General features: G+C 72.3%; 16 protein-coding genes. 9 read left to right on the forward strand and 7 right to left on the reverse strand.

The genetic code is table 11. The annotated features are described in order from the left end of the window. Positions 1–79: 79 nt before the first annotated feature. Entirely contained in the window at positions 80–1594 is a 1515-nt protein-coding gene (locus AB0O82_RS13525; RefSeq protein WP_363583170.1) for a PQQ-binding-like beta-propeller repeat protein, read from the forward strand. Positions 1595–1739: 145 nt separating this feature from the next. Further along, positions 1740–2549, forward strand: coding sequence for an alpha/beta hydrolase (locus AB0O82_RS13530; protein ID WP_363583172.1), 810 nt, complete (start codon positions 1740–1742; stop codon positions 2547–2549). Positions 2550–2627: 78 nt separating this feature from the next. Here the strand turns inward: AB0O82_RS13530 and AB0O82_RS13535 are convergent, their stop codons facing one another. From AB0O82_RS13535 to AB0O82_RS13555, 5 genes are all read right to left on the reverse strand, one after another. Next, positions 2628–3257, reverse strand: coding sequence for a hypothetical protein (locus AB0O82_RS13535; RefSeq protein WP_363583174.1), 630 nt, complete (start codon positions 3255–3257; stop codon positions 2628–2630). Continuing rightward, positions 3245–4387, reverse strand: a complete 1143-nt coding sequence (locus AB0O82_RS13540; RefSeq protein ID WP_363583176.1) for a serine hydrolase domain-containing protein — start codon at positions 4385–4387, stop codon at positions 3245–3247. The genes AB0O82_RS13535 and AB0O82_RS13540 overlap by 13 nt, the downstream gene beginning before the upstream one ends. 153 nt (positions 4388–4540) lie before the next feature. Then, positions 4541–6061: a glycosyl hydrolase family 18 protein gene (locus AB0O82_RS13545; protein WP_363583178.1), complete on the reverse strand. Its 1521-nt coding sequence runs from the start codon at positions 6059–6061 to the stop codon at positions 4541–4543. 206 nt (positions 6062–6267) lie between these two features. Beyond that, complete coding sequence (locus AB0O82_RS13550; protein ID WP_363583180.1) at positions 6268–6501, reverse strand: DUF397 domain-containing protein; 234 nt, start codon at positions 6499–6501, stop codon at positions 6268–6270. Continuing rightward, the gene (locus tag AB0O82_RS13555) at positions 6498–7358 is read right to left on the reverse strand and encodes a helix-turn-helix transcriptional regulator (protein WP_363583182.1); all 861 of its coding nucleotides are present in this window, start codon (positions 7356–7358) and stop codon (positions 6498–6500) included. The genes AB0O82_RS13550 and AB0O82_RS13555 overlap by 4 nt, the downstream gene beginning before the upstream one ends. A 178-nt stretch (positions 7359–7536) precedes the next feature. On the opposite strand from AB0O82_RS13555, the gene AB0O82_RS13560 reads away from it, so the two are divergent. From AB0O82_RS13560 to AB0O82_RS13575, 4 genes are all read left to right on the forward strand, one after another. Then, complete coding sequence (locus AB0O82_RS13560) at positions 7537–7980, forward strand: ATP-binding protein (protein WP_363583184.1); 444 nt, start codon at positions 7537–7539, stop codon at positions 7978–7980. Then, positions 7977–8168, forward strand: a complete 192-nt coding sequence (locus tag AB0O82_RS13565; RefSeq protein ID WP_350887235.1) for a hypothetical protein — start codon at positions 7977–7979, stop codon at positions 8166–8168. The genes AB0O82_RS13560 and AB0O82_RS13565 overlap by 4 nt, the downstream gene beginning before the upstream one ends. An 18-nt stretch (positions 8169–8186) precedes the next feature. Then, positions 8187–8927, forward strand: coding sequence for a hypothetical protein (locus AB0O82_RS13570; protein WP_363583186.1), 741 nt, complete (start codon positions 8187–8189; stop codon positions 8925–8927). A gap of 240 nt (positions 8928–9167) precedes the next feature. Then, the gene (locus AB0O82_RS13575; RefSeq protein ID WP_363583188.1) at positions 9168–10625 is read left to right on the forward strand and encodes a pyridoxal-phosphate dependent enzyme; all 1458 of its coding nucleotides are present in this window, start codon (positions 9168–9170) and stop codon (positions 10623–10625) included. A 65-nt stretch (positions 10626–10690) separates the two neighbouring features. Here AB0O82_RS13575 and AB0O82_RS13580 read toward each other — a convergent pair whose 3' ends face one another. Then, complete coding sequence (locus tag AB0O82_RS13580) at positions 10691–11425, reverse strand: TetR/AcrR family transcriptional regulator C-terminal domain-containing protein (RefSeq protein ID WP_363583190.1); 735 nt, start codon at positions 11423–11425, stop codon at positions 10691–10693. Between the two features lie 100 nt (positions 11426–11525). On the opposite strand from AB0O82_RS13580, the gene AB0O82_RS13585 reads away from it, so the two are divergent. From AB0O82_RS13585 to AB0O82_RS13595, 3 genes are all read left to right on the forward strand, one after another. Beyond that, a complete protein-coding gene (locus AB0O82_RS13585) occupies positions 11526–12497 on the forward strand; it encodes an ATP-binding cassette domain-containing protein (protein ID WP_363583192.1) in 972 nt (323 codons plus the stop codon). Further along, positions 12497–13318, forward strand: coding sequence for an ABC transporter permease (locus AB0O82_RS13590; protein WP_363583194.1), 822 nt, complete (start codon positions 12497–12499; stop codon positions 13316–13318). Before AB0O82_RS13585 ends, AB0O82_RS13590 begins: the two co-directional genes overlap by 1 nt. Before the next feature lie 116 nt (positions 13319–13434). Beyond that, the gene (locus AB0O82_RS13595) at positions 13435–14421 is read left to right on the forward strand and encodes an aldo/keto reductase (RefSeq protein WP_363583196.1); all 987 of its coding nucleotides are present in this window, start codon (positions 13435–13437) and stop codon (positions 14419–14421) included. A 70-nt stretch (positions 14422–14491) separates the two neighbouring features. Here the strand turns inward: AB0O82_RS13595 and AB0O82_RS13600 are convergent, their stop codons facing one another. Further along, on the reverse strand, positions 14492–18715 hold the full coding sequence (locus tag AB0O82_RS13600) for a hypothetical protein (protein ID WP_363583198.1): 4224 nt from the start codon (positions 18713–18715) through the stop codon (positions 14492–14494). Positions 18716–18746: the final 31 nt, after the last annotated feature.

The raw sequence follows: 18746 nt of genomic DNA on the forward strand, positions 1-18746 counted from the left end.
TCAGGATCGAGCCAGGCTCTGCGATCATCCGATGATCGTCGTTCGTGCGTGGGCGGCGCTTGACGGGGGAGTGACCGACATGGCCGAGGGGCCCGTGGACAGTGCCGCCGGGGCCGGGCGGGCCCGCAGGTCCGTCCGCCTCGCCAGGGGCGGGTTCGCCATGGACAAGGAGGCCTGGATGGTGGTCTCCGGCGGGGTGCTGGGGGCCATGTTCGCGAGCATGGGCCTGGCCGTGCTGATCGGGCCGTCCCAGGGGTACGGCGGCGAGAGCCTCGACATCATGGGCATCGTCAGCATCCTCGGCCTGATGCCCTGCGGGGCCGGCCTGCTGTGGGCGCTGCTCCACCCCCGGCGCGGCTTCCCCGCGGTCGCCGTCGGGATCCTGTTCGGGCTTGCCGCGTTCGTCTCCTTCGCCGGGACCGGCCTCAACGACGCCTGGGAGGCGCCGCTGGACCGGCCGTCGTCGATCCGCGCCGTCGGCAGCTGGACCAGCGGGGACGTGGTGGTGCGGGTCCGGCCCGACCAGGTGGTGGCCTACCGCGGCACCACCGGGCAGGTCGCGTGGCGGTGGACGCCGCCGGGCGAGGACTCCGTCTGCGCCATGAGCCGCGGGACGGGCCACGGCCTCGGACTGCTCGGCCACTCCCCGCACGACCGGCCGTGCGCGGCGGTGACGGCGCTCAACCTCGCCGACGGCAAGGCCGCCTGGACCGCCGCGGCGGACGCGCCCGGCCGCGTCGGGGACACGGCGGCGCCCGATCTGCTCGCCGTCGCCGGGGACGAGGCCGTCCTCCAGGAGCGGACCGGCTGGCGCGCGGTGCACCTGGCCGACGGGCGCGCTTCCTGGCGCGGCGACGCGGACGCCGGCTGCTCGCCGTTGCAGGTGGCGGGCGGGGCGGCGGAGGTGGTGACGGTCGCGCAGTGCGGCGACGCCGCGCCGGTGCTGCGGTCGCTGGCCCCGGCGGACGGGCGGGAGCGGACCCGGGTCGCCCTGCCGGTCACGGGCGGGCTGAAGGACGTCGCGGTGGTCTCCACCGAGCCCCTCGCGGTCTGGGTCGACGCGCAGGGCGAGCGCGGGACGCACGCCGTGCTCAGCTTCGACGGGGCGGGGCGGCAGCGGGCGTCGATCCCGGTCGCGGGGGACGAGTACGACCTCGACGTCATGCTGGGCGGCGCCCACGCGTACGACGCGTTCGCCGCCCGCCCGCTGTTCGGCGGGGTGGTCGTCGGCGACCAGCTGATCGTCCCCGGCGAGAAGCCGGACGACGTCCGGATCAGCGGGGGGAAGAACCCCAGCCGCATCGCCACCGGGCGCCTGGTCGCCTACTCGCTCGCCGACGGCGGTAAGCGCTGGACGTCCGGGCTGGACGACCAGGTGACGGGGCTGCTGGTGGACGGCGCGTCGGTGTGGGCGCTGACCCGGGACAAGCTGACCCGGGTCGACGCCGCGACCGGGCGGAAGAGCAGTGAACTGGACGTCAACGACTCCAAGTCCGTCCACCCGGTGGACCTGTCGGTCTCCGGGCCCGGCCGGTTCACGGTGGTGGCGGAGGACGGCACGCGGGACGAGCCGCCGGCCCGGGGCATGGGCTGAGCCGGCTCGGGGCCTGAGCTGAGCCTGCGGGGCGCTTGACCGCCCGTTGTTCGTCACGCTCAGTCACGGCCACGGCCCGGGGGTGCCGCCCCGAGCGGCTGTGTCAGGCTGGTGGGGGAGCACCGCCGAGATCGGGAGGCTCGTGATGGCCGAGATCAGGGTGAACGGGGTGTCGCTGCACTACGAGGCCCGTGGCGAGGGGCCCGGCGTCGTCCTGGTGCACGGCTCGTGGAGCGACGCCGACAGCTGGGCGCGCGTGATGCCGGGCCTGGCCGAGTCGACCACCGTCGTCGCCTACGACCGGCGGGGCCACAGCCGCAGTGAGGACCCGCTCACCCAGGGTTCGGTCCACGAGGACGCGGCCGACCTGGCCGGGCTGATCGACGGGCTCGGACTCGCGCCGGCGTTCGTCTGCGGGAACTCGTACGGTTCGCTGATCACGCTGCGGCTCGCCGCCGCCCGGCCCGACCTGCTGCGGGGGATCGCCGTGCACGAGCCGCCCGGCGCCGGCATCCTGCTCGCCGACCCCGAGCTGAGGCCGGTCGCCACCGCGCTCGCCGACCGGATCACCGCCGTCCGGGAGCTGCTGGAGCAGGCCGAGTCGGCCGCGGCGGCGGAGCTGTTCGTGGAGACGGTCACCTTCGGGCCGGGGGCCTGGGCGCAGCTGCCCGCGCCGGTGCGGCACACGTACGTGCGCAACGCGCCGACCTACCTGGACGAGCTGCGGGACCCGGACGCCCTGGACCTCGACCTGAACGCGTTGGCCCGCTTCACGGAACCGGCTCTACTCACGCAGAGTGACAACAGTCCGCCGATGTACGGCGAGGTGCTGGACATCATCGACCTCACCCTGTCGAAGGTGGAACGACACCTGTACCGGGGTGCCGGTCACGCACCGCACCTGTCGCAGCCGGAGGAGTGGGTGCGGGTGGTGCTGCCGCGCGCCCTGGCGTGAGCCCCCACTCCGGGAGCGCGCCCGGCCCGTTGCGTGTTGGGGCGTAACGGGCCGGGCGCAACGGGCCGACCGCACGCGTCAGTTGGGCGAGGCGCCCCAGCCGTCGTCCGGGAGGGTGCGGTCCGGCTCGGGGCAGTCGGTGTGGTCGTAGCCCCACAGCAGGGCCTTGTTCAGCAGCCAGTCCTCGGGCGGCGGCGCGTCATGGCCCTCGCGGTCCGCGTGGCCGTCGCGGGCCTGGTGACCGTCGTGGTCCGCGTGGCCGTCGCGGTCGGTGAGGACGAACGCCACCCGGACCTCCTCGGCCACCGCCACCTCCAGGGTGCGCTGATCGGGGACGTTCTCGTACGTCACGGTCTCCCAGCGGCAGCCGGCGGCGGTCAGCGCGGCGATCAGGGCCGACTCGGTGACGTGTGTGTCGAGTGTCACCAACCCGCCACCGGCCAGCGGGAGTTCGAGTTCACCGTGCCACACGGGCAGGGACAGCGACTGGAGCCGGCGGCAGTGGCAGAACACCGTCTGCACGTCGCCCCAGCTGAAGCCGTGCGGCCAGCGGGACTCGCGGTGGATCCGCCCGCCGTCCCAGGGATCGCCGTAGTGGGCGGCGAGTTCGGGCAGCGAGGCGTTGTAGCGCAGCCCGTCCGGACCGTCCAGGCCGCCGGTGGCCGCCAGCGCGGTGAGCCGCGCGAGGAAGTCCGTCACCCCAGGCATCCGCGCACCGCCTCGATCAGCCGGTTGGCGCGGGCGTCGCCGTGGCCGATCATCCGGTTGGCGACGTAGCCGAAGCCGACGCCGAACTCGTCGTCCCCGAAGGCGAACTGGCCGCCCGCGCCGTCGTTGCCGAAGCTGCGCGCGCCCAGCAGCGGGCGGAAGGCGGGGGAGTCGAGCAGCAGGCCGGAACCCCAGCGGGCGCCCATGTCGAAGCCCAGGAAGCCCGCGCCGGAGGAGACTTCGCGCACCGCGTCGGTGACGGTCTCGTGCGAGAGCAGGCGCGGGCCGCCGTCCAGGCCGGTGGCGGCCGCCGCGTACAGCCCCGCCAGCCCGGTGGCGGAGGCGACCGCGCCCGCGCCGGGCAGCTCGATCGCGTGCAGGGCCGGGTCGTTCCAGCCGTGCGGCACGTCCAGGCCGGGGAAGACCAGGGCGCCGTTCATCGTCACGATCCGGGTCAGCAGGTGCTCCGGGCCGGGCATCGGACGGCGGCCCTCCGCCTCCACCAGTCGGGCCAGGCGCGGGAGTTCACTCTCCGGCAGGCCGATCCGGACCGGCAGGCCGAGCGGCTCGGAGATCTCCTTGCGGAGGAACTCGCCCGGCGTGAGCCCGGTGATCCGGCGGATCACCTCGCCGACCGCGAAGCCCAGGACGTGGCCGTGGTACTCGTAGGCCGTGCCGGGCTCCCAGAGCGGCTCCTGCGCCTCGATCGCGCGGACGACGGGAGCCCAGCCGGCGATCTCCTCGAAGGACAGCACCGCGTCCAGGGCCGGGATGCCCGCGCGGTGGCCGAGGATCATGCGGGTGGTGATGTCCTGCTTGCCGTGGCGGGCGAACTCGGGCCAGTAGCGGGCGATCGGCGCGTCGAGGTCGAGGCGGCCCTGCTGGGCGAGCAGGTGGGCGCTGATGCTCACCGCGCCCTTGGCGCAGGAGAAGACCGGGACGACGGTGTCCTGCGTCCAGGCCCGGCCGGTGCGTTCGTCGGCCGTCCCGCCCCACAGCTCGACCACCTTGCGGCCGCCGGAGAACACCGTGACGGCGGCGCCGAGTTCGGGGAACTCGTCGAAGTTGCGGGCGAAGACGTCCGCCACGGCGCCGAACCGTTCGTCGGTCCAGCCCTGGTACTGCTGCATGGTGTTCCGCCCCGTTCCTTCGTTCACGTGGAGCCGCTGGCCCCAAGATCGTCGACCGGACCACGGTACGGCGTCGGGGCGGTCGGCACGACCGGTTTCCCACCCGGGCGGCGGTGGGGAGCCGGCGCCCGGGCGGTGGTCCGTCGCCCGCCGTCAGCTGCGGCCGGTGACGTAGAGGGGCTTCATGTCGACGACCGTCGCGGTGACGGTGTGCCCCAGGCCCTCGCGGGCGGCGTTGGTGAGCACGCCGGGGTCGGCCTCGGCGTGCTCGGCGAACAGGCCGCCGAGGCCCCGGGCGCGGGCGTACTCGGCCTTGGCGCGGACGGAGCGCGGGGTGTCGAGGGAGAGGAAGACGCCGGTGCTCGGGTTGTGGAGGTAGTCGGCGTCGGCGGAGATGTCCGTGTACAGCTCGAAGCCGTTGCGGCCCTCGCCCTGCTCCAGGTCGAGGTAGTTGCGCAGCACGTCGGCGTAGGTGCTCGTGCCGGGTGCGAAGGAGCCGACCGTCTGGCCCGACGCGGTGTCGTACGTGCCGCGCAGGGGCGAGCTGCGGGTGAGCCGGGCCTGCCTGGCGTTGCGGGTGGTGGTGGCGTAGCCGAGGTGGATGCGGTGGGGGGCCACGCCGGCGTGCTCGATCAGGTGGGTGACGGCGTTGTCGACGCAGTCCGTCTGGCTGCTGCTCGGGTCGCGGCGCAGCGAGGTGTGGTGCCCGAGCCCGGCGGACCAGGGGCTGCCGAAGAAGTCGAAGGACATCAGGTCCAGCCGGTCGGCGCCAGCCTCGACCAGGAGCGGGACGTTCATCGCGTCCAGTTGGGCGGCGGAGGCCGGCACCGCGACGGCGATCGTCGCGCTCCGGTCGGCGGCGGACAGCGCGGCCCTGGTCTCGCGGATGAGTTCGGCGAAGTTCCCGGCGTCCTCCGGGCCGTACCCCGCCTCCGGGGCGCCGGCCGAGCCGGGCCAGCGCCAGTCCAGGTGGAGGGTGGAGAACATCGGGAAGGCGCGGAAGATCCGTACCACGGACTGGGCGAACCGCCGCCGGGAGGCGGGCTCCTGCGCGATGGCGTGGAAGGCCTCGCTCAGGTCCCAGCCGCCGATGTGCAGTCCGACCGCGAGGTCCGGGTTGCGCTCCTTGAGGCGACGGGCGGCGCCCAGCAGGCCCTGGGCCTGCTGCTGGGTGAACAGGTCCTGGTAGTCGTTGGAGACCCAGCCGTCGAACCCGTAGCCGAGGTAGGCGGCCGCCGCGCTCCAGGCGTCGATGAAGGTCACGGCGCCGCGCTCGGAGGAGGCGATGCCGAAGTCCTGGGCGGCCTGGGCGGTGGCGGGCCCCAGGCTGCCCCGGCCGCCGACGAGGCCGACCAGGCCGACCACGATCTCGTCGAAGGCGCCGTTCGCGGCCTCCAGCCGGGTGACGTCCGCGCCCGGCCCGCCGGTGGGTCCGCCGGTGTCGTCGGTCAGGCGGCTGTCGTAGGCCCAGGTGGTGTCCAGGAAGCCGGACACGGTCTGCTCGCCGCTGCGCCGGTAGGTGTTGAAGGCGGGCTTGGCGACCCGGCAGGGGGTGAAGGAGAGCTTCGAGTCCTCCCGCGCCGGGTCGAAGCCGTTCATCTCGTACGTGCGCTCGGCCGCGTCCACCGCCTGGCCGTTGAGGCCGGGGTCGGACGGGTACACCAGCTCGCTCATGGCATGCGCTCCCTGTGGTGGGGATGACGGAATGCGCCCGGATCGACGCCGGGCGTGATCACGCTTGGGAGCGTAATGGCGGGAGCTGTGCGTGTGGGGCGGTTCGGACGAACTGGTTGACGGTCGATCAGATGAGCGGTAATGCCGACGCCGCTCACCGCAGGGCATGCGGTGAGCGGCGCAGGGTGGTGCGGGGCGGTGGCCAGTTAGGCGGTGAAGCGGGGGTCGCGGGCTTCGATGGCCTGGACGAAGGCGGTCCATTCGGCCTGGTCGAAGGCGAGGTGGGGGCGGCCGGGGTTCTTGTCGTCGCCGAGCCAGACGTCGCCGTTGGGGAAGCGGGCGATGATCACGCAGTTGCCATTGGAGTCGCCGGAGAAGGGGGACTTGGCCCAGTCGGCGTCGGCGGGGTTGTGGTTGTACGGGTCGCGCTTCTCGCTCACGTGATCTCTTCCAACTTGCGTTCAAGGGCGGCAATGGTGGCGGTCGGCGAAAGCGCGCACCGCTTCAGCCGAGCGAAGGCCCGCTCGGCCCGACGGACTTCACGTCCCGATTTACGCGGGAGCATACCGCCGACGGCTTCGACGAATGCGAAGCTCTCACCTGGCTCCCCAGGGAAGCGAAGAAGCGTAAGCCCCGACGCCAGAATCCCAGGTCGCCCAGCGCTGAGCGGAACCATGCGAAGGATGACGTTGGGGTACTGAGCCACCTTGAGAACGTGCCGGATCTGACCGGCAAGAACCTCTTCGTCGCCGCCGACGAGTAGGGCCACCTCGCCAAAGTAGGCGTCGAGATTGAGTAGTGGCGCTTTGGTGAGCCTGCGTTGGCGAAGAATGCGGATCTCGGCAGCAGCCTCGTTCTGGTCCTCGCTGAGACCGTCGAGACCGGCGGCGATCACCTCGCGTGCGTAATCCTCGGTCTGCAGCAGTCCAGGGAAGGCCGACAGGTAGTAGTCGAGCATCTGAGTGGCATCGGCCTCAAGACTGAGGTACTCGGCGAAAGCGGAGCTGATCGTGTCGGCAAACTCGTGATCCTGCCACCAGTGCCGTGAAGGGCCGTCAGTGGCCAACGCCTCGATCTCTGCCCTTTCCGGGCCGGTGATCCCGCAGTGGTCCATGAACGCGGCCAAGTCAGCTGCGGTCACCGGCAGCAGCGCCCTCTCGACCTTGCTGAGTCGAGCCGGGTTCCAGCCCTTCAGGCCGGCGGTCACGTCGGCGAGCGTCTTGTTGTTCTCTGTGCGCCATGCTCGTAGCTCGTCTCCGAGCCGGATCTGCCTGATCGCTGACGGGTCCTTGCTCAACGCGCCCCTCCCTTGGTCTGCGGCCCCAGTCTTGCTGGCCGTGCTACAGGGCTCAAGCCAAGTCCAAGATCAAATAATTTATTTTTCTCTTGGCATTGTTCGGGTTGCAAATTCGATTTTCGATGCCCCACACTCACTGTGACCGCACGAACACGCCACTGAAGGTGTGGGGTGACTCATGTCCACCTTGCGTAACCCGGTCCTCCGAACCTGGGAGACCACCCTCACCGAGCACGAGACCTCGGTCCGTACCGCCCGCCGCCTGGTCCGTGACCAGCTCACCTCCTGGGGCTGGGCCGGTGACCCGGTCGACGACCTCGTCCTCATCGCCTCCGAGTTCGTGACCAACGCCGTCGTCCACGCCTGTCACGGCGACGGCGAAGTCCGGCTCTACCTCCAGGAGTTCGACGGCGACTGCCGCCTCGAAGTCTGGGACCCCCGCAGTGACCTCCCGCTCCTGGAGCGGCGTCCGGGCCGTTTCAACGAGTGCGGCCGTGGGATCGAACTCGCCCGCCGGCTCGCCGTCGACTTCGGGGTGATCGCGCGGTGCGGCACGGGCAAGCGCGTCTGGGCGCGCGTCCTCCGTACCGCGAACAGCAACGTTCCCTCGCCCGAAAGTTGAGCGTCATCAAGCTTGCCACCACGGCTGCGATCACCGCCGCCAGCCTCGCCCTCGCCTGCTTCGCCTCGGACCTCGTTCCGCCGCGCGAGCCGGCCACCGCCGACGTCGTCTGGTGGACCACCCTGGCCGCCGCCCTGATGACCGGCATCAACCGCCACAGCGACAACTCCGACGACGACAACGACTGAACCGAGGCCGCTCACCCCATGACGACCATGCACCCCGCCGCCATCGCCTTCCGCGACCCGGCGGCCCTCCGCGCCCGCTGCGACATCGGCAACGTCCGCAGAGTCCACGGCGAGCCCGACTACGAGAACGGAGCCCTCGTCCCCGCCGGCGACTGGTCCCCGCTCCCCGAGGACCACCCCGAGCGCTACGCGCCAGGCCCCTTCACCAAGGACAGCGGCCTGGTCGAGTTCTTCCGCCTCCCCGGGACCGTCACCGACGTCCACACCGTCGCCGCGCTCGTCGGCCTCCTCGGCGATCCGCTGCACGTTGCCCTGGACGAGGCCGACGACCCGCCCGGCGAGTTGGTCACCCACCGGTTGCCCGAGAACGGCCTGTGCCTCGGCCTGCATGTCGACAACCACCAGAACCTGCCGTACCCGGACCGCGACACCGCCCGCCGCCGCCTCTGCGTCAACCTCGGCCCCGGCAGCCGCTACCTCCTGCTCGCGGACACCGACATCAAGTCCATCTGCCGTACCGTCCACGACCGTTACGAGACCCACTGCCCCCACACCGACGACCTGCGGATGTTCGTCGCCCTGCGCAAGCCGCTCAAGCTGCTGCGGGTCCGCATCGACCCGGGGGAGGGCTGGCTCGCCCCGACCGCCGTGCTGCCGTACGACGAGTCCACGGAAGGTGTGGAAGGTCAGGGCCGGTGGTCCACCACCGCGTCCTGGCTCGGCCACTGGGGGCGCGACCTCTTCGACCCGCTGATCTGATCGCGCGCCGATCACTCTCCGCACACACCCCGATCGGCGGGGCGGGCGCAGGCCGCACCGTTGCGCACTTTGGAGCGCGGCAAATCTGAGGGGCGCGCAAGAGGCACCACGCGCCTCTGTTCGCGCCCCTTTGAGGTCGAGAACCCTCGCACGCCCGGCCCCGACGATCCGGGGCTGCCAGCGACTATCTGACCGCGCGTTCGGGCAGGCTCGGGCGGACACCGATCGAAGGAGGCCGTGATGGCCGCAGTGCACGAATCCGTACTCGACGCGATCGGCGGGACACCGCTGTTCCGCCTCGCCCGGCTCGGCGCCGGACTGCCCGCGCCGATCTACGCCAAGGCCGAGTTCCTCAACATCGGCGGCAGCGTCAAGGACCGCGCCGCGCTGTCCATGGTGCTGGCCGCCGAGCGGGACGGCCTGCTGCGGCCGGGCGGGACGATCGTCGAGGCGACCTCCGGCAACACCGGCATCGGGCTGGCCATCGTCGGGCGGCAGCGCGGCTACCGGGTGATCGCCGGGGTGTCCGACAAGTCGGCGCCCGAGAAGTCCGACATCCTGCGGGCGTACGGCGCCGAGGTGGTGCTCGCCCCGACGGCCGTGCCCGCCGAGGACCCGGCGCACCTGTTCAACGTCGTGCAGCGGCTGGTGGAGGAGATCCCCGGCGCCTGGCTCGCCAACCAGTACGACAACCTGGCCAATCCTGACGCCCATGTGCGCACCACCGGTCCCGAGATCTGGGAGCAGACCGGCGGCCGGGTGACCCACTTCGTCGCGGGCGTCGGCACCGGCGGTACCGTCACCGGCACCGGCGGGTACCTCCAGCAGGTGTCCGGCGGCTCCGTGACCGTGATCGGCGCCGACCCGGAGTCCTCGATGTACGGGGGCGGGGACGGCAGCCCGTGGTTCGTCGAGAGCATCGGGCACTTCCTCCACCCCGGCACCGTCGAGGACCGCTGGCCGCAGGCCTACCGGTCGGAGGTGGTGGACGCCTTCGAACGCATCCCGGACCGCGAGTCGCTGCTGACGGCCCGTCGGCTCGCCCGCGAGGAGGGCATCCTGGCCGGTCCTTCCTCGGGCACGGCGGTGGCGGCGGCGCTGCGGGTCGCGCGGCGGCTCGGGCCGGACGACCTGGTGGTGGTGCTGCTGCCGGACTCCGGGCGCTCGTACCTGTCCAAGGTGCACAGCGACGACTGGATGCGGCAGTGGGGCTTCCTGGAGGAGTCGGAGGCGGAGGCGGAGTCGGAGGCGGCGAACAGCCTTCGGTCGCTGCTCGCCGGGGCCGGCCCGCTGGTCGCGGTCGACGCCGGCGCGACGGTCGGCGAGGCGCTGGAGGCGCTGCGCGCCGTGCCCGACGGGGTGGCGCCGGTGGTGCTGGCGCGGGCGGCGAGGCCGTACGGGGTGAGCGCGACGGAGGTGGTCGGCTCGGTGTCGCGGGCGGTGCTGGCGGCTGCGCTAGCGGACGGCGGCGCCAAGCCGGGCGATCCGTTGGGCGGTCCGTCGGGTGAATCGCCGGGTGATTCGCCGGGTGGTCCGTTGGGCGCACTGCTCGGGCCGGCGCTGCCGGCGGTGGGCGTCGGGCAGTCGCCGGCCGAGGCGCGGGCGGCGCTGGGGGGCGCGCACGAGGCCGTGTTGGTGCTGGTCGACGGGCGGGCGGTGGCGGTGCTGTCGCGGGCGCGGCTTGGGGGCGGGGCTTGAGGGCGCGGTTTGGGGGCGGGGCCTGAGGGCGGGGCCGTTCGGCGGGCTCAGCGGGCTCAGCGGGCTCAGCGGGGCGTCGGCGGGGCCAGGATGGCCGTGATCACCCGGTCCAGCGAGCGGTCGAAGGCGGCGTCCGGATCGGAGGGCGGTCCGGACGCCGCGAACGCCTGGGCCAGGTGCGGGTATTCGCCGCTCATGGCGGCCCGGGTGAGGTAACCGACCAGCTCCGCCTGCCACTTGGCGCCTGAGGCCGCCGTCTGCTCGTACTGGGCGTACTGGCAGACGAAGCCGTTGAACAGGGCCATGGCCTCCATCCGGGCGCCGCCGTCCAGGCCGGTGGAGGCGGTGACGGCGAGGAAGTGGTCGGTGTAGCGCAGGGCGTTGGGGCCGATGCCCGGGCGGGCGAGCACCAGGGCCGGCAGCCAGGGGTGGCGGCGGAAGATGGCGAGTTGCTGGCGGGCGAGCGCCGCCAGGTCGGCGCGGACGTCGCCGCTCGGCGCGGCCGGCAGCTCGTACTCGGCGGTGACGGCGTCGAGCATGAGGTCGAGCAGGTGCTCCTTCTTCGGCACGTAGTTGTAGAGCGACATGGTGCCCGCCCCGAGGGCGGCCGCGACCCGGCGCATGGAGGCGGCGTCCAGGCCCTCCGCGTCGGCGATCTCGACGGCCGCGGCGGCGATGGACGTCCGGCTGTGGGCCGGTTTCGGCCCGCGGCCGGTGCGTTCGGGGCGCAGCCAGATCAGTTCGGGCGCCTCGGGGGCGGCCGGGCGCTCGCTGGTGCTGGGGGGTTCGTTGGACGGCACTGGGTGATCACCTCGCCCCCCATCTTAGATACGTACGACGTACGTAGTAGCATCTGACCCACGCTTCTACGTACGCTGTACCTAGAGAAGGGGCAGAGCCATGTCCGACACCGCCCGACCCGCCATCGAGATGGCAGGCGTGGAGAAACGATTCGGGACCACCGAGGCCCTCCGCGGCCTCGACCTCGCCGTTCCCGCCGGCACCGTCTGCGGGTTGCTCGGCCCCAACGGCGCCGGCAAGACCACCGCCGTCCGCGTCCTCGCCACCCTCGTCGCCCCAGACCGGGGCACCGTCCGCGTCGCCGGCCACGACGTCGTCAGCGCCGCCGAGGGCGTCCGCCGGGCCATCGGCCTCGCCGGGCAGTACGCCGCCGTCGACGAGGGCATCACCGGGCGCGACAACCTCCACCTGTTCGGTCGGCTGCACCGCCTCGGCGCCCGCCGCGCCCGTGCCCGCGCCGACGAACTGCTCGAACGCTTCGACCTCACCGAGGCCGGCGACCGGCTCGTCCGCACCTACTCCGGCGGCATGCGCCGACGCCTCGACCTCATCGCCAGCCTGGTCACCAGCCCCCCGGTGCTCTTCCTCGACGAGCCGACCACCGGGCTCGACCCGCGCAGCCGTCAGGAAATCTGGGACACCGTCAAGGAGTTGGCCGACGGGGGCACCACCGTGCTGCTCACCACCCAGTACCTGGAAGAGGCCGACCGGCTCGCCGACGACATCGTCGTCGTCGATCACGGCGCCGCCATCGCCACCGGCCCACCGGCCCGGCTCAAGGCCGCGATCGGCAGTCAGCTGTCCGTCACCCTCGCCGACCCGGCCCAACTCGCCGCCGCCGCCGTGGTGCTGTCCACCCTCTCGGGCGGCGACGCGCACGTGGACGCGGCCGAACGGACCGTGACGGTGCTGACCCAGCCCGGCGTGTCCGTCCTGCTGCCCTCGCTGGTACGGGAGTTGGACACCGTCGGGATCACCGCCGAGGACGCCGCCGTACGGGCCCCCTCGCTGGACGACGTGTTCCTCGCGCTCACCCGCGAATCCGCCGAAACCCTGAGGAGGGCCGCCTGATGGCCGCCGTGTACGCCCCCGCGCCGATGCCGTCCCGCCCCGCCCGGCTGGCCGTCGACACCTGGACGTCGATGCTCCGCATCCTCCTCAACTACCGCCACTCGCCAGGCCTGTTGGCCGCCTCGCTGGGCGTCCCCGTGATCATGGTGGTGGTCTTCGGGTACGTCTTCGGCAGCGCCATGCGGATCCCGGGCGGCGGCGACTACCGCGAGTTCCTGATGCCCGGCCTGTTCGCCATGGTCGCCACCAACGGCGTCATGGTGACCATGGTCGGCGCCGCCCGCGACGTCGGCCGCGGCATCACCGACCGGCTGCGCTCCATGCCCGTCTCCCGCACCGGACTGCTGCTCGGGCAGACCCTCGCCGACCTGCTGGTCAGCGTCGTCGTCCTGACCCTCCTCGCGCTCGTCGGCCTCGCCGCCGGCTGGCGCGTGCGCGAGGGCGCCGGGGACGCGGCGGGCGCGTTCGCCCTGCTGCTGCTCTTCCGCTTCGTGATGACCTGGGTCGGCACCTGCCTCGGCCTGGCCATCGGCAAGGAGGACGCCGCCGGCCAACTCTCCGTCGCGGTCTTCCCGATCGCGATGGTCACCAACGCCTACGTCCCCACCGGCGGCATGCCCGGGTGGCTGCGGGTCGTCGCCGACTGGAACCCGGTGAGCGCCGTCGTCCAGGCCTGCCGCGAACTCTTCGGCAACCCCTCGGCGGCCGGCGACGCCTGGCCCATGCAGCACGCCGTCCTCGCCTCGGTGCTCTGGAGCGGTCTGCTGCTCGCGCTCTGCATGCCGCTCGCCGTACGGAAGTTCGCGACGCACGGGCGCTGATCGGGGCGGTCGGTCGTTCATCCGTCCGTCCGTCCGTCCGTAAGTCCGTCCGCTCACCCGTTTCGTCTGACGGAATGTGCTGGACACCGCTGCCGGTACGGTCGAAGGTGGGCGCCATGGAGTACACCCACCTCGGCCGCACCGGCCTGACCGTCTCCCGACTCTGCCTGGGCACCATGAACTTCGGCCCCCACACCGAGGAGTCCGAGGCCCACCGCATCATGGACACCGCCCACGAGCGGGGCATCAACTTCTTCGACACCGCCAACGCCTACGGCCGCGACAGCGAGGGCAACCTCAGGGGCCGGACCGAGGAGATCATCGGCCGCTGGTTCGCCCAGGGCGGCGGCCGCCGCGAACGCACCGTCCTCGCCACCAAGGTGTACGGGCCGATGGGTGACTGGCCCAACGAGGGCAAGCTCTCCGCCCTCGCCATCCGCCGCGCCGTCGAGGCCAGCCTGCGGCGCCTGAACACCGACCACATCGACCTCTACCAGATGCACCACATCGACCGGGACACGCCCTGGGAGGAGATCTGGCAGGCGATGGAGGTCCTGGTCGCCCAGGGCAAGATCATCTACGTCGGCTCCAGCAACTTCGCCGGCTGGCACCTCGCCCAGGCCCAGGAGGCCGCCCGCTCCCGGCACTTCCTCGGCCTGGTGAGCGAACAGTCGCTCTACAACCTCCTCGACCGCACCATCGAACTGGAGGTCATCCCCGCCCTCCAGCACTACGGCCTCGGCCTGCTGCCCTGGTCCCCGCTGCGCAGCGGCCTCCTCGGCGGCATCCTCCGCAAGGAACGCGAAGGCACCCGCGTCCGCGGCGCCCTGCCCCAGGCCGACGCACTCCTCGCCACCCACCGCGACCGCCTCCAGGCCTACGAGGACCTCGCCGCCGACCTCGGCACCGAGCCCGCCGACCTCGCCCTCGCCTGGCTCCTCACCCGCCCCGCCGTCACCGCCCCCATCATCGGCCCCCGCACCCCCGCCCACCTCGACGCCGCCGTCGCCGCCCTCGACCTGAAGCTCGACCAGAAGACCCTCGACCGCCTAGACGAACTCTTCCCCGGCCACCAGCCGGCCCCGGAGGACTACGCCTGGTAGCCGCGCACGGGCGCTGTCCTGCCCCGGCGGTACGGCCGGGGCAGGACAGCGGGGCAGGACATCGGCGAGGTCAACCGGCGCCGTTCGAGGAGGCGTCGGGCCAGTCGGTCAGGCCCAGCTGCGGCCATCTCGTCGCCGGTACCCTCCGGTTAGTCGATGGCCCGGGGCACGGCAGTGTGTGGACCGAACCCGAGTCGAGGACGCAGTACGACGACCAGCTCGCTGCCCGCGCCTCACCTGGGTCGACCAGCGTCACGGCCCAGAGCAGCACGCTGTCGTCCCCGGGCAGGCGGTCGACGGCGGATCCTGCGAGGAGGATGGCATTGGGCCCTCCGCCGGCGAACCCGGGATCGGTCAGTAGGAGGCCACCTGTGGACGGGTCGGTGAAGTCCAGATGGTGGCCGGTCCAGTGACCCCTGAGCGCCTCCGTGAGCCGGCGGCTTGGGACGGGCTGGGAGACCGGGTCGGCGAAGCGCCCGTACGCCGGCGGCCCGGCTTGGCTCCCCGGGTGATTGACGACGGTCGGCAGCGGGGCAGACCAGTCGACGCGCGGCACGCCGAACTCGGGTCGGGTGTAGTACTCCGCCAGGAAGCTGTGGCCCGGCCAGCTCTCCAGGGGCCGCAGCCGCCTCGGCACGCCGTCGCCCTGCGTCAACGCCCCGCTGAGTGCGCTCCGTGGCACCAGGTGTGACTCGACCCGCAGCACGGGAGGGATCCGGGGGATCCGGTGCGCGGGCGAGGCATGCCGCCAGGAGTCGGTGAGGCGGATGATGTGTGGCGGTAGATGCAGACGTGGCAGATCCTCCTTCGGCTGGTCCTCCTCGCTGCGCAGGTGGTGGAGGCCGTTGAGCAGCAGCCATGGTGCGCCGGTGGGATCGGAACGGATGAGCACCTCTGTCAGAGCTGCCGGAGGTCCGACCGTCGAGGCCCGCGCCTCGGCGGCCGAGAATGGCGGTGTCCACCAGTTCTCTGATCGTGCAAGGGTGTTGAGACGGGTTCTCCACCTTGCGCCAAGAGTCGGATCGACGGCGCGCCGACAGTATCGGGCCTCCTCCTGTTCTTCCGGATCCGGCGGGGACGCCGTCTGCAGGACACGGGTGGTTTGTTCGGCGAACCACTCCTGTTGAGCACGCTGGAGGGCCTTGGCCACGGCGGGGCTGGAGGTGTCGAACTCCCCGGCGTCGGTTCTGTGGAGAAGTCGGCTGGGCAGTCCGAGGGTGAGGAACCACGCCCGAGAGGCCAGCCAGGACTGACGGGGCCTCGGGCTTTCTTCCTCGAACGGACACCAGGAGAGCGTCGAGGCCGCCCGCGCGATGATTCGGCTGCCGAAGGGGAGGACCGCTACACGCGGGCGGCGCAGAGGGACCGCGGGGAAGGTGCTGTCTGCGATGGCGTCCGGGCGGAGCACCCCCCGGACGGAGAGGACCGCGTCGTGGATGCGCAGGTGCGGCCGAGCGATCGCACGCGTGATCGCAGCTGTGATCGGATCCGTGATCCGGTGGTCCGAGCCCGTGGGCGAGCTGCGGGCGAGGGCCCCGTATGCGGCGAGCCAAGTCGCCTCCGCCACGAGTTCGTCCCGGTGGTGGCCCGATCGGGTGAGCTGTCGGCCGATCAGTTCCGGCCGGTTCACCCAGAGGTCCGCCGCCGTGCGAATGCAGGCGTCGCGGAAGCTGTGGTGGCCGACGCCGGAGAGCCAGAGCAGCAGCGAGGTGACCTCTTCGACCACTGCGTCGCCCCGAGGGCCGATGGATTCGGCCCAGTGGACGAGCCTGCGGAGAAGGGCGATTCCGTTCGGATCGGCGAGGAGGTCGACGATGGGCCCCGCGAATCGGCGCTCAAACCGGCTACGGCGCCAGGCGGTCAGCTGATCCTGCAGGAACTCCACGCCCAGCGGGTGCTTGTGGCAGGTCGCGTTCACCAGGATGGAGTACAGCGCATTCGGGGCGGACCCGGGGTCGCGAAGCTGCCGGATCAGGAAGGCCCGGGATGAGCGGCCGGCCCGCTTCGGGTCCCGGCCCTCCAGTGACTCCAGAACCGCGCCGGCGACGAGGGACCGATGTCGACGGGGCACCAGGTCCGACAGCTCGGCGCCCTCGACGACATGCGGTGTCGCACCTGCCAGCGCCTCCAGCATCCTTTGGTGGTCGGCACGTTGGCCGGACTCCGGATCGCCGTCGCGCGCCCGGTGCGCCGTGTGAACGATCCGGGCGACGGCCCTGGAGGGACGTCGGCCACGAAGCAGGTTCACGGCTCGGACGTGTTCGGCGAACCGCTGGATCGCGAAGCGGACGTGCCGGGTGTTCGGATCCAGGGCCAGTACGCCCGCGTTCTCCAGCCAGCGCAGGAGCACGGCCGGATCGCTCAATCCGGGAGTGTCTGCCAGCACCTGGCAGGCTGCGCGGTATTCGAGGGTGCCCTCCTCTCCGACCCGCTCGGACAGGACCTCGCAGGCGAGGGTGACCAGGGGCGCCGGGGTCGGCGACGGACCGGCGCGGAGCGCGTGCGCCGCGTCCAGGTGTGCGGCGTAGTCGCCGTCGAGGATGAGCAGCCAGGACTGGAAGAGGTCGCCGACGGTCGGTGTGACGATCGGCCCAGGGGCCGGCTGAGGGGAGCGGTGCAGGCACCAGGCCAGCACGGCGAGCATCAGCGGTCGGCGCAGTTCGGAGACGTCCGGCGGGAGCAGCAGTTCCGGGAGCCCGTACATGTCCTGGTACACCCGCCAGGCCTGGCCTGGGCGGGAGATCCCGGGATTCCAGAGGAAGCCATGAACCCGGGTGACGGCCGCCTCCGAGGTGCCCACGGGGCCGGCCGGCCGGGTGTCCATCCGGACGGTGCCGACCAGAGTCACCAGTGGGTAGCGCCGCACCAGTTCGGCCAGGGAGGCGAACGCCGTCCGGACGTCCCCGTGCAGGTAGCGGACCTCGTTCAACGCGTCGATTGCGAGCACGGCGCGACGGCCGGTCAGCAGGGCCTGTTGTTGGAGGGCCGCGAGCAGGTCGCGCAGGCCGTGGGCCCGGGTGCCGGGTGAGACCCGATGGGGGAGTTGGGCCTCGAAAGCCTCGTCCGGACCGAACTCGTGTCCACAGACGAAGGCCGTGGGCGCGCCGTCCGTGATGCGTTCCTGGACCCAGCCGCCCAGCCCGTAGGACTTGCCGGTTCCCCAACCGCCGCCGACGAGGAGGGCGCCGGTCTGTCGGGCCGCGAGGGCGGGGTCGTCGCATACGGTCCGGAGCCGGTGCCCGCAGGTCTGGAGGTCGTCGAGCGCGGCGAGCAGACGGCCCACGGAAGCGCGTTGCACGTACGGGAGCGAGTCGAACGGTTTGGCGGCGCACACGGCGGCCAGCAGCTCGTCGTACATGGCGGTGATGCTCTCGGTCACCCGGCCGCAGAGTTGGAGCACCTGGTCGATCTGTCTGCGAACGGACTGCGGGTCGGTTCGGCTCTCCGTGTTGAGCAGGTTCGCGGTCGCGTCCAGCTGTTCGGCGCAGAGGGCGCGGTCGCTGTCGGAACGGGTCCATCTCCGGCCGGCCTGCGCTGCCGGACCGGCGGACGGTGCGGGCAGGTCGTCGAGCGCCGGGCGCCAGCCATCCCATACCCGAAGGACGGATGCGGTCTCGGCAAGCCGGTTCGCGAGTGCCGAAGGGTCGTCGAGCTCGGCGAGGGCGTCGGACAGGAAGGTGGCGAGCGGCGGAGGCTGGATGTCGACCCGTCCCCGATGGCGGCGAACGGTGCGGGCGGCGGCCGCGGCGTGCCGGTGAAGGTCGGACAGCCGCAGGTAGGCGGGGTCGAAGTACGCCGGAATGGCCTCCTCGGCGAGCGATACGAGGGCGCGCTCGATATCGCTTCTGGTGTAGGCGAGGAACCGCATGGGCGAACCGGGGCGCGCACGGTCGACCTGCGCCGCCCACCGCTCGGCCGCCGCCCGCCACTGCTTCGTGCCAGGTGCGGCGCCTCCCCCGGCGGTGAGGTCCTGCGGGAGGAAGACCAGGAGGTCGGTGAGGTCAGGGTGGTGGGTGAGGGCCGATTTGATGGACTCGTCCACGGCACCGAGCGCGGAGCTCAGTTTTCCGTGGTACTTCGCCTGGATCCCGACCATCCGACCGTCCGCGAGCCGCGCGCAGGCCTCCAGTCCGCCGTCCGGGGGCCGGAGAGCCAGCAGCGTCCCGGCGATGGCGGGGGCGAAGTCGCGTTCGAGGATCGCGGGGAAGAGATGGACGCAGAGCTTCTCGAACACCTGGGCCGGTGCGGCCCCGAGGTCGCTACGGAGCCGGGTGAGATCTACTCCGAGAGGCAATTCGCAGTCCTTTCCGCGGAGCTTGGCCTGT

This window comes from Kitasatospora sp. NPDC088264 (assembly GCF_040685715.1).
GTDB lineage: Bacteria > Actinomycetota > Actinomycetes > Streptomycetales > Streptomycetaceae > Kitasatospora.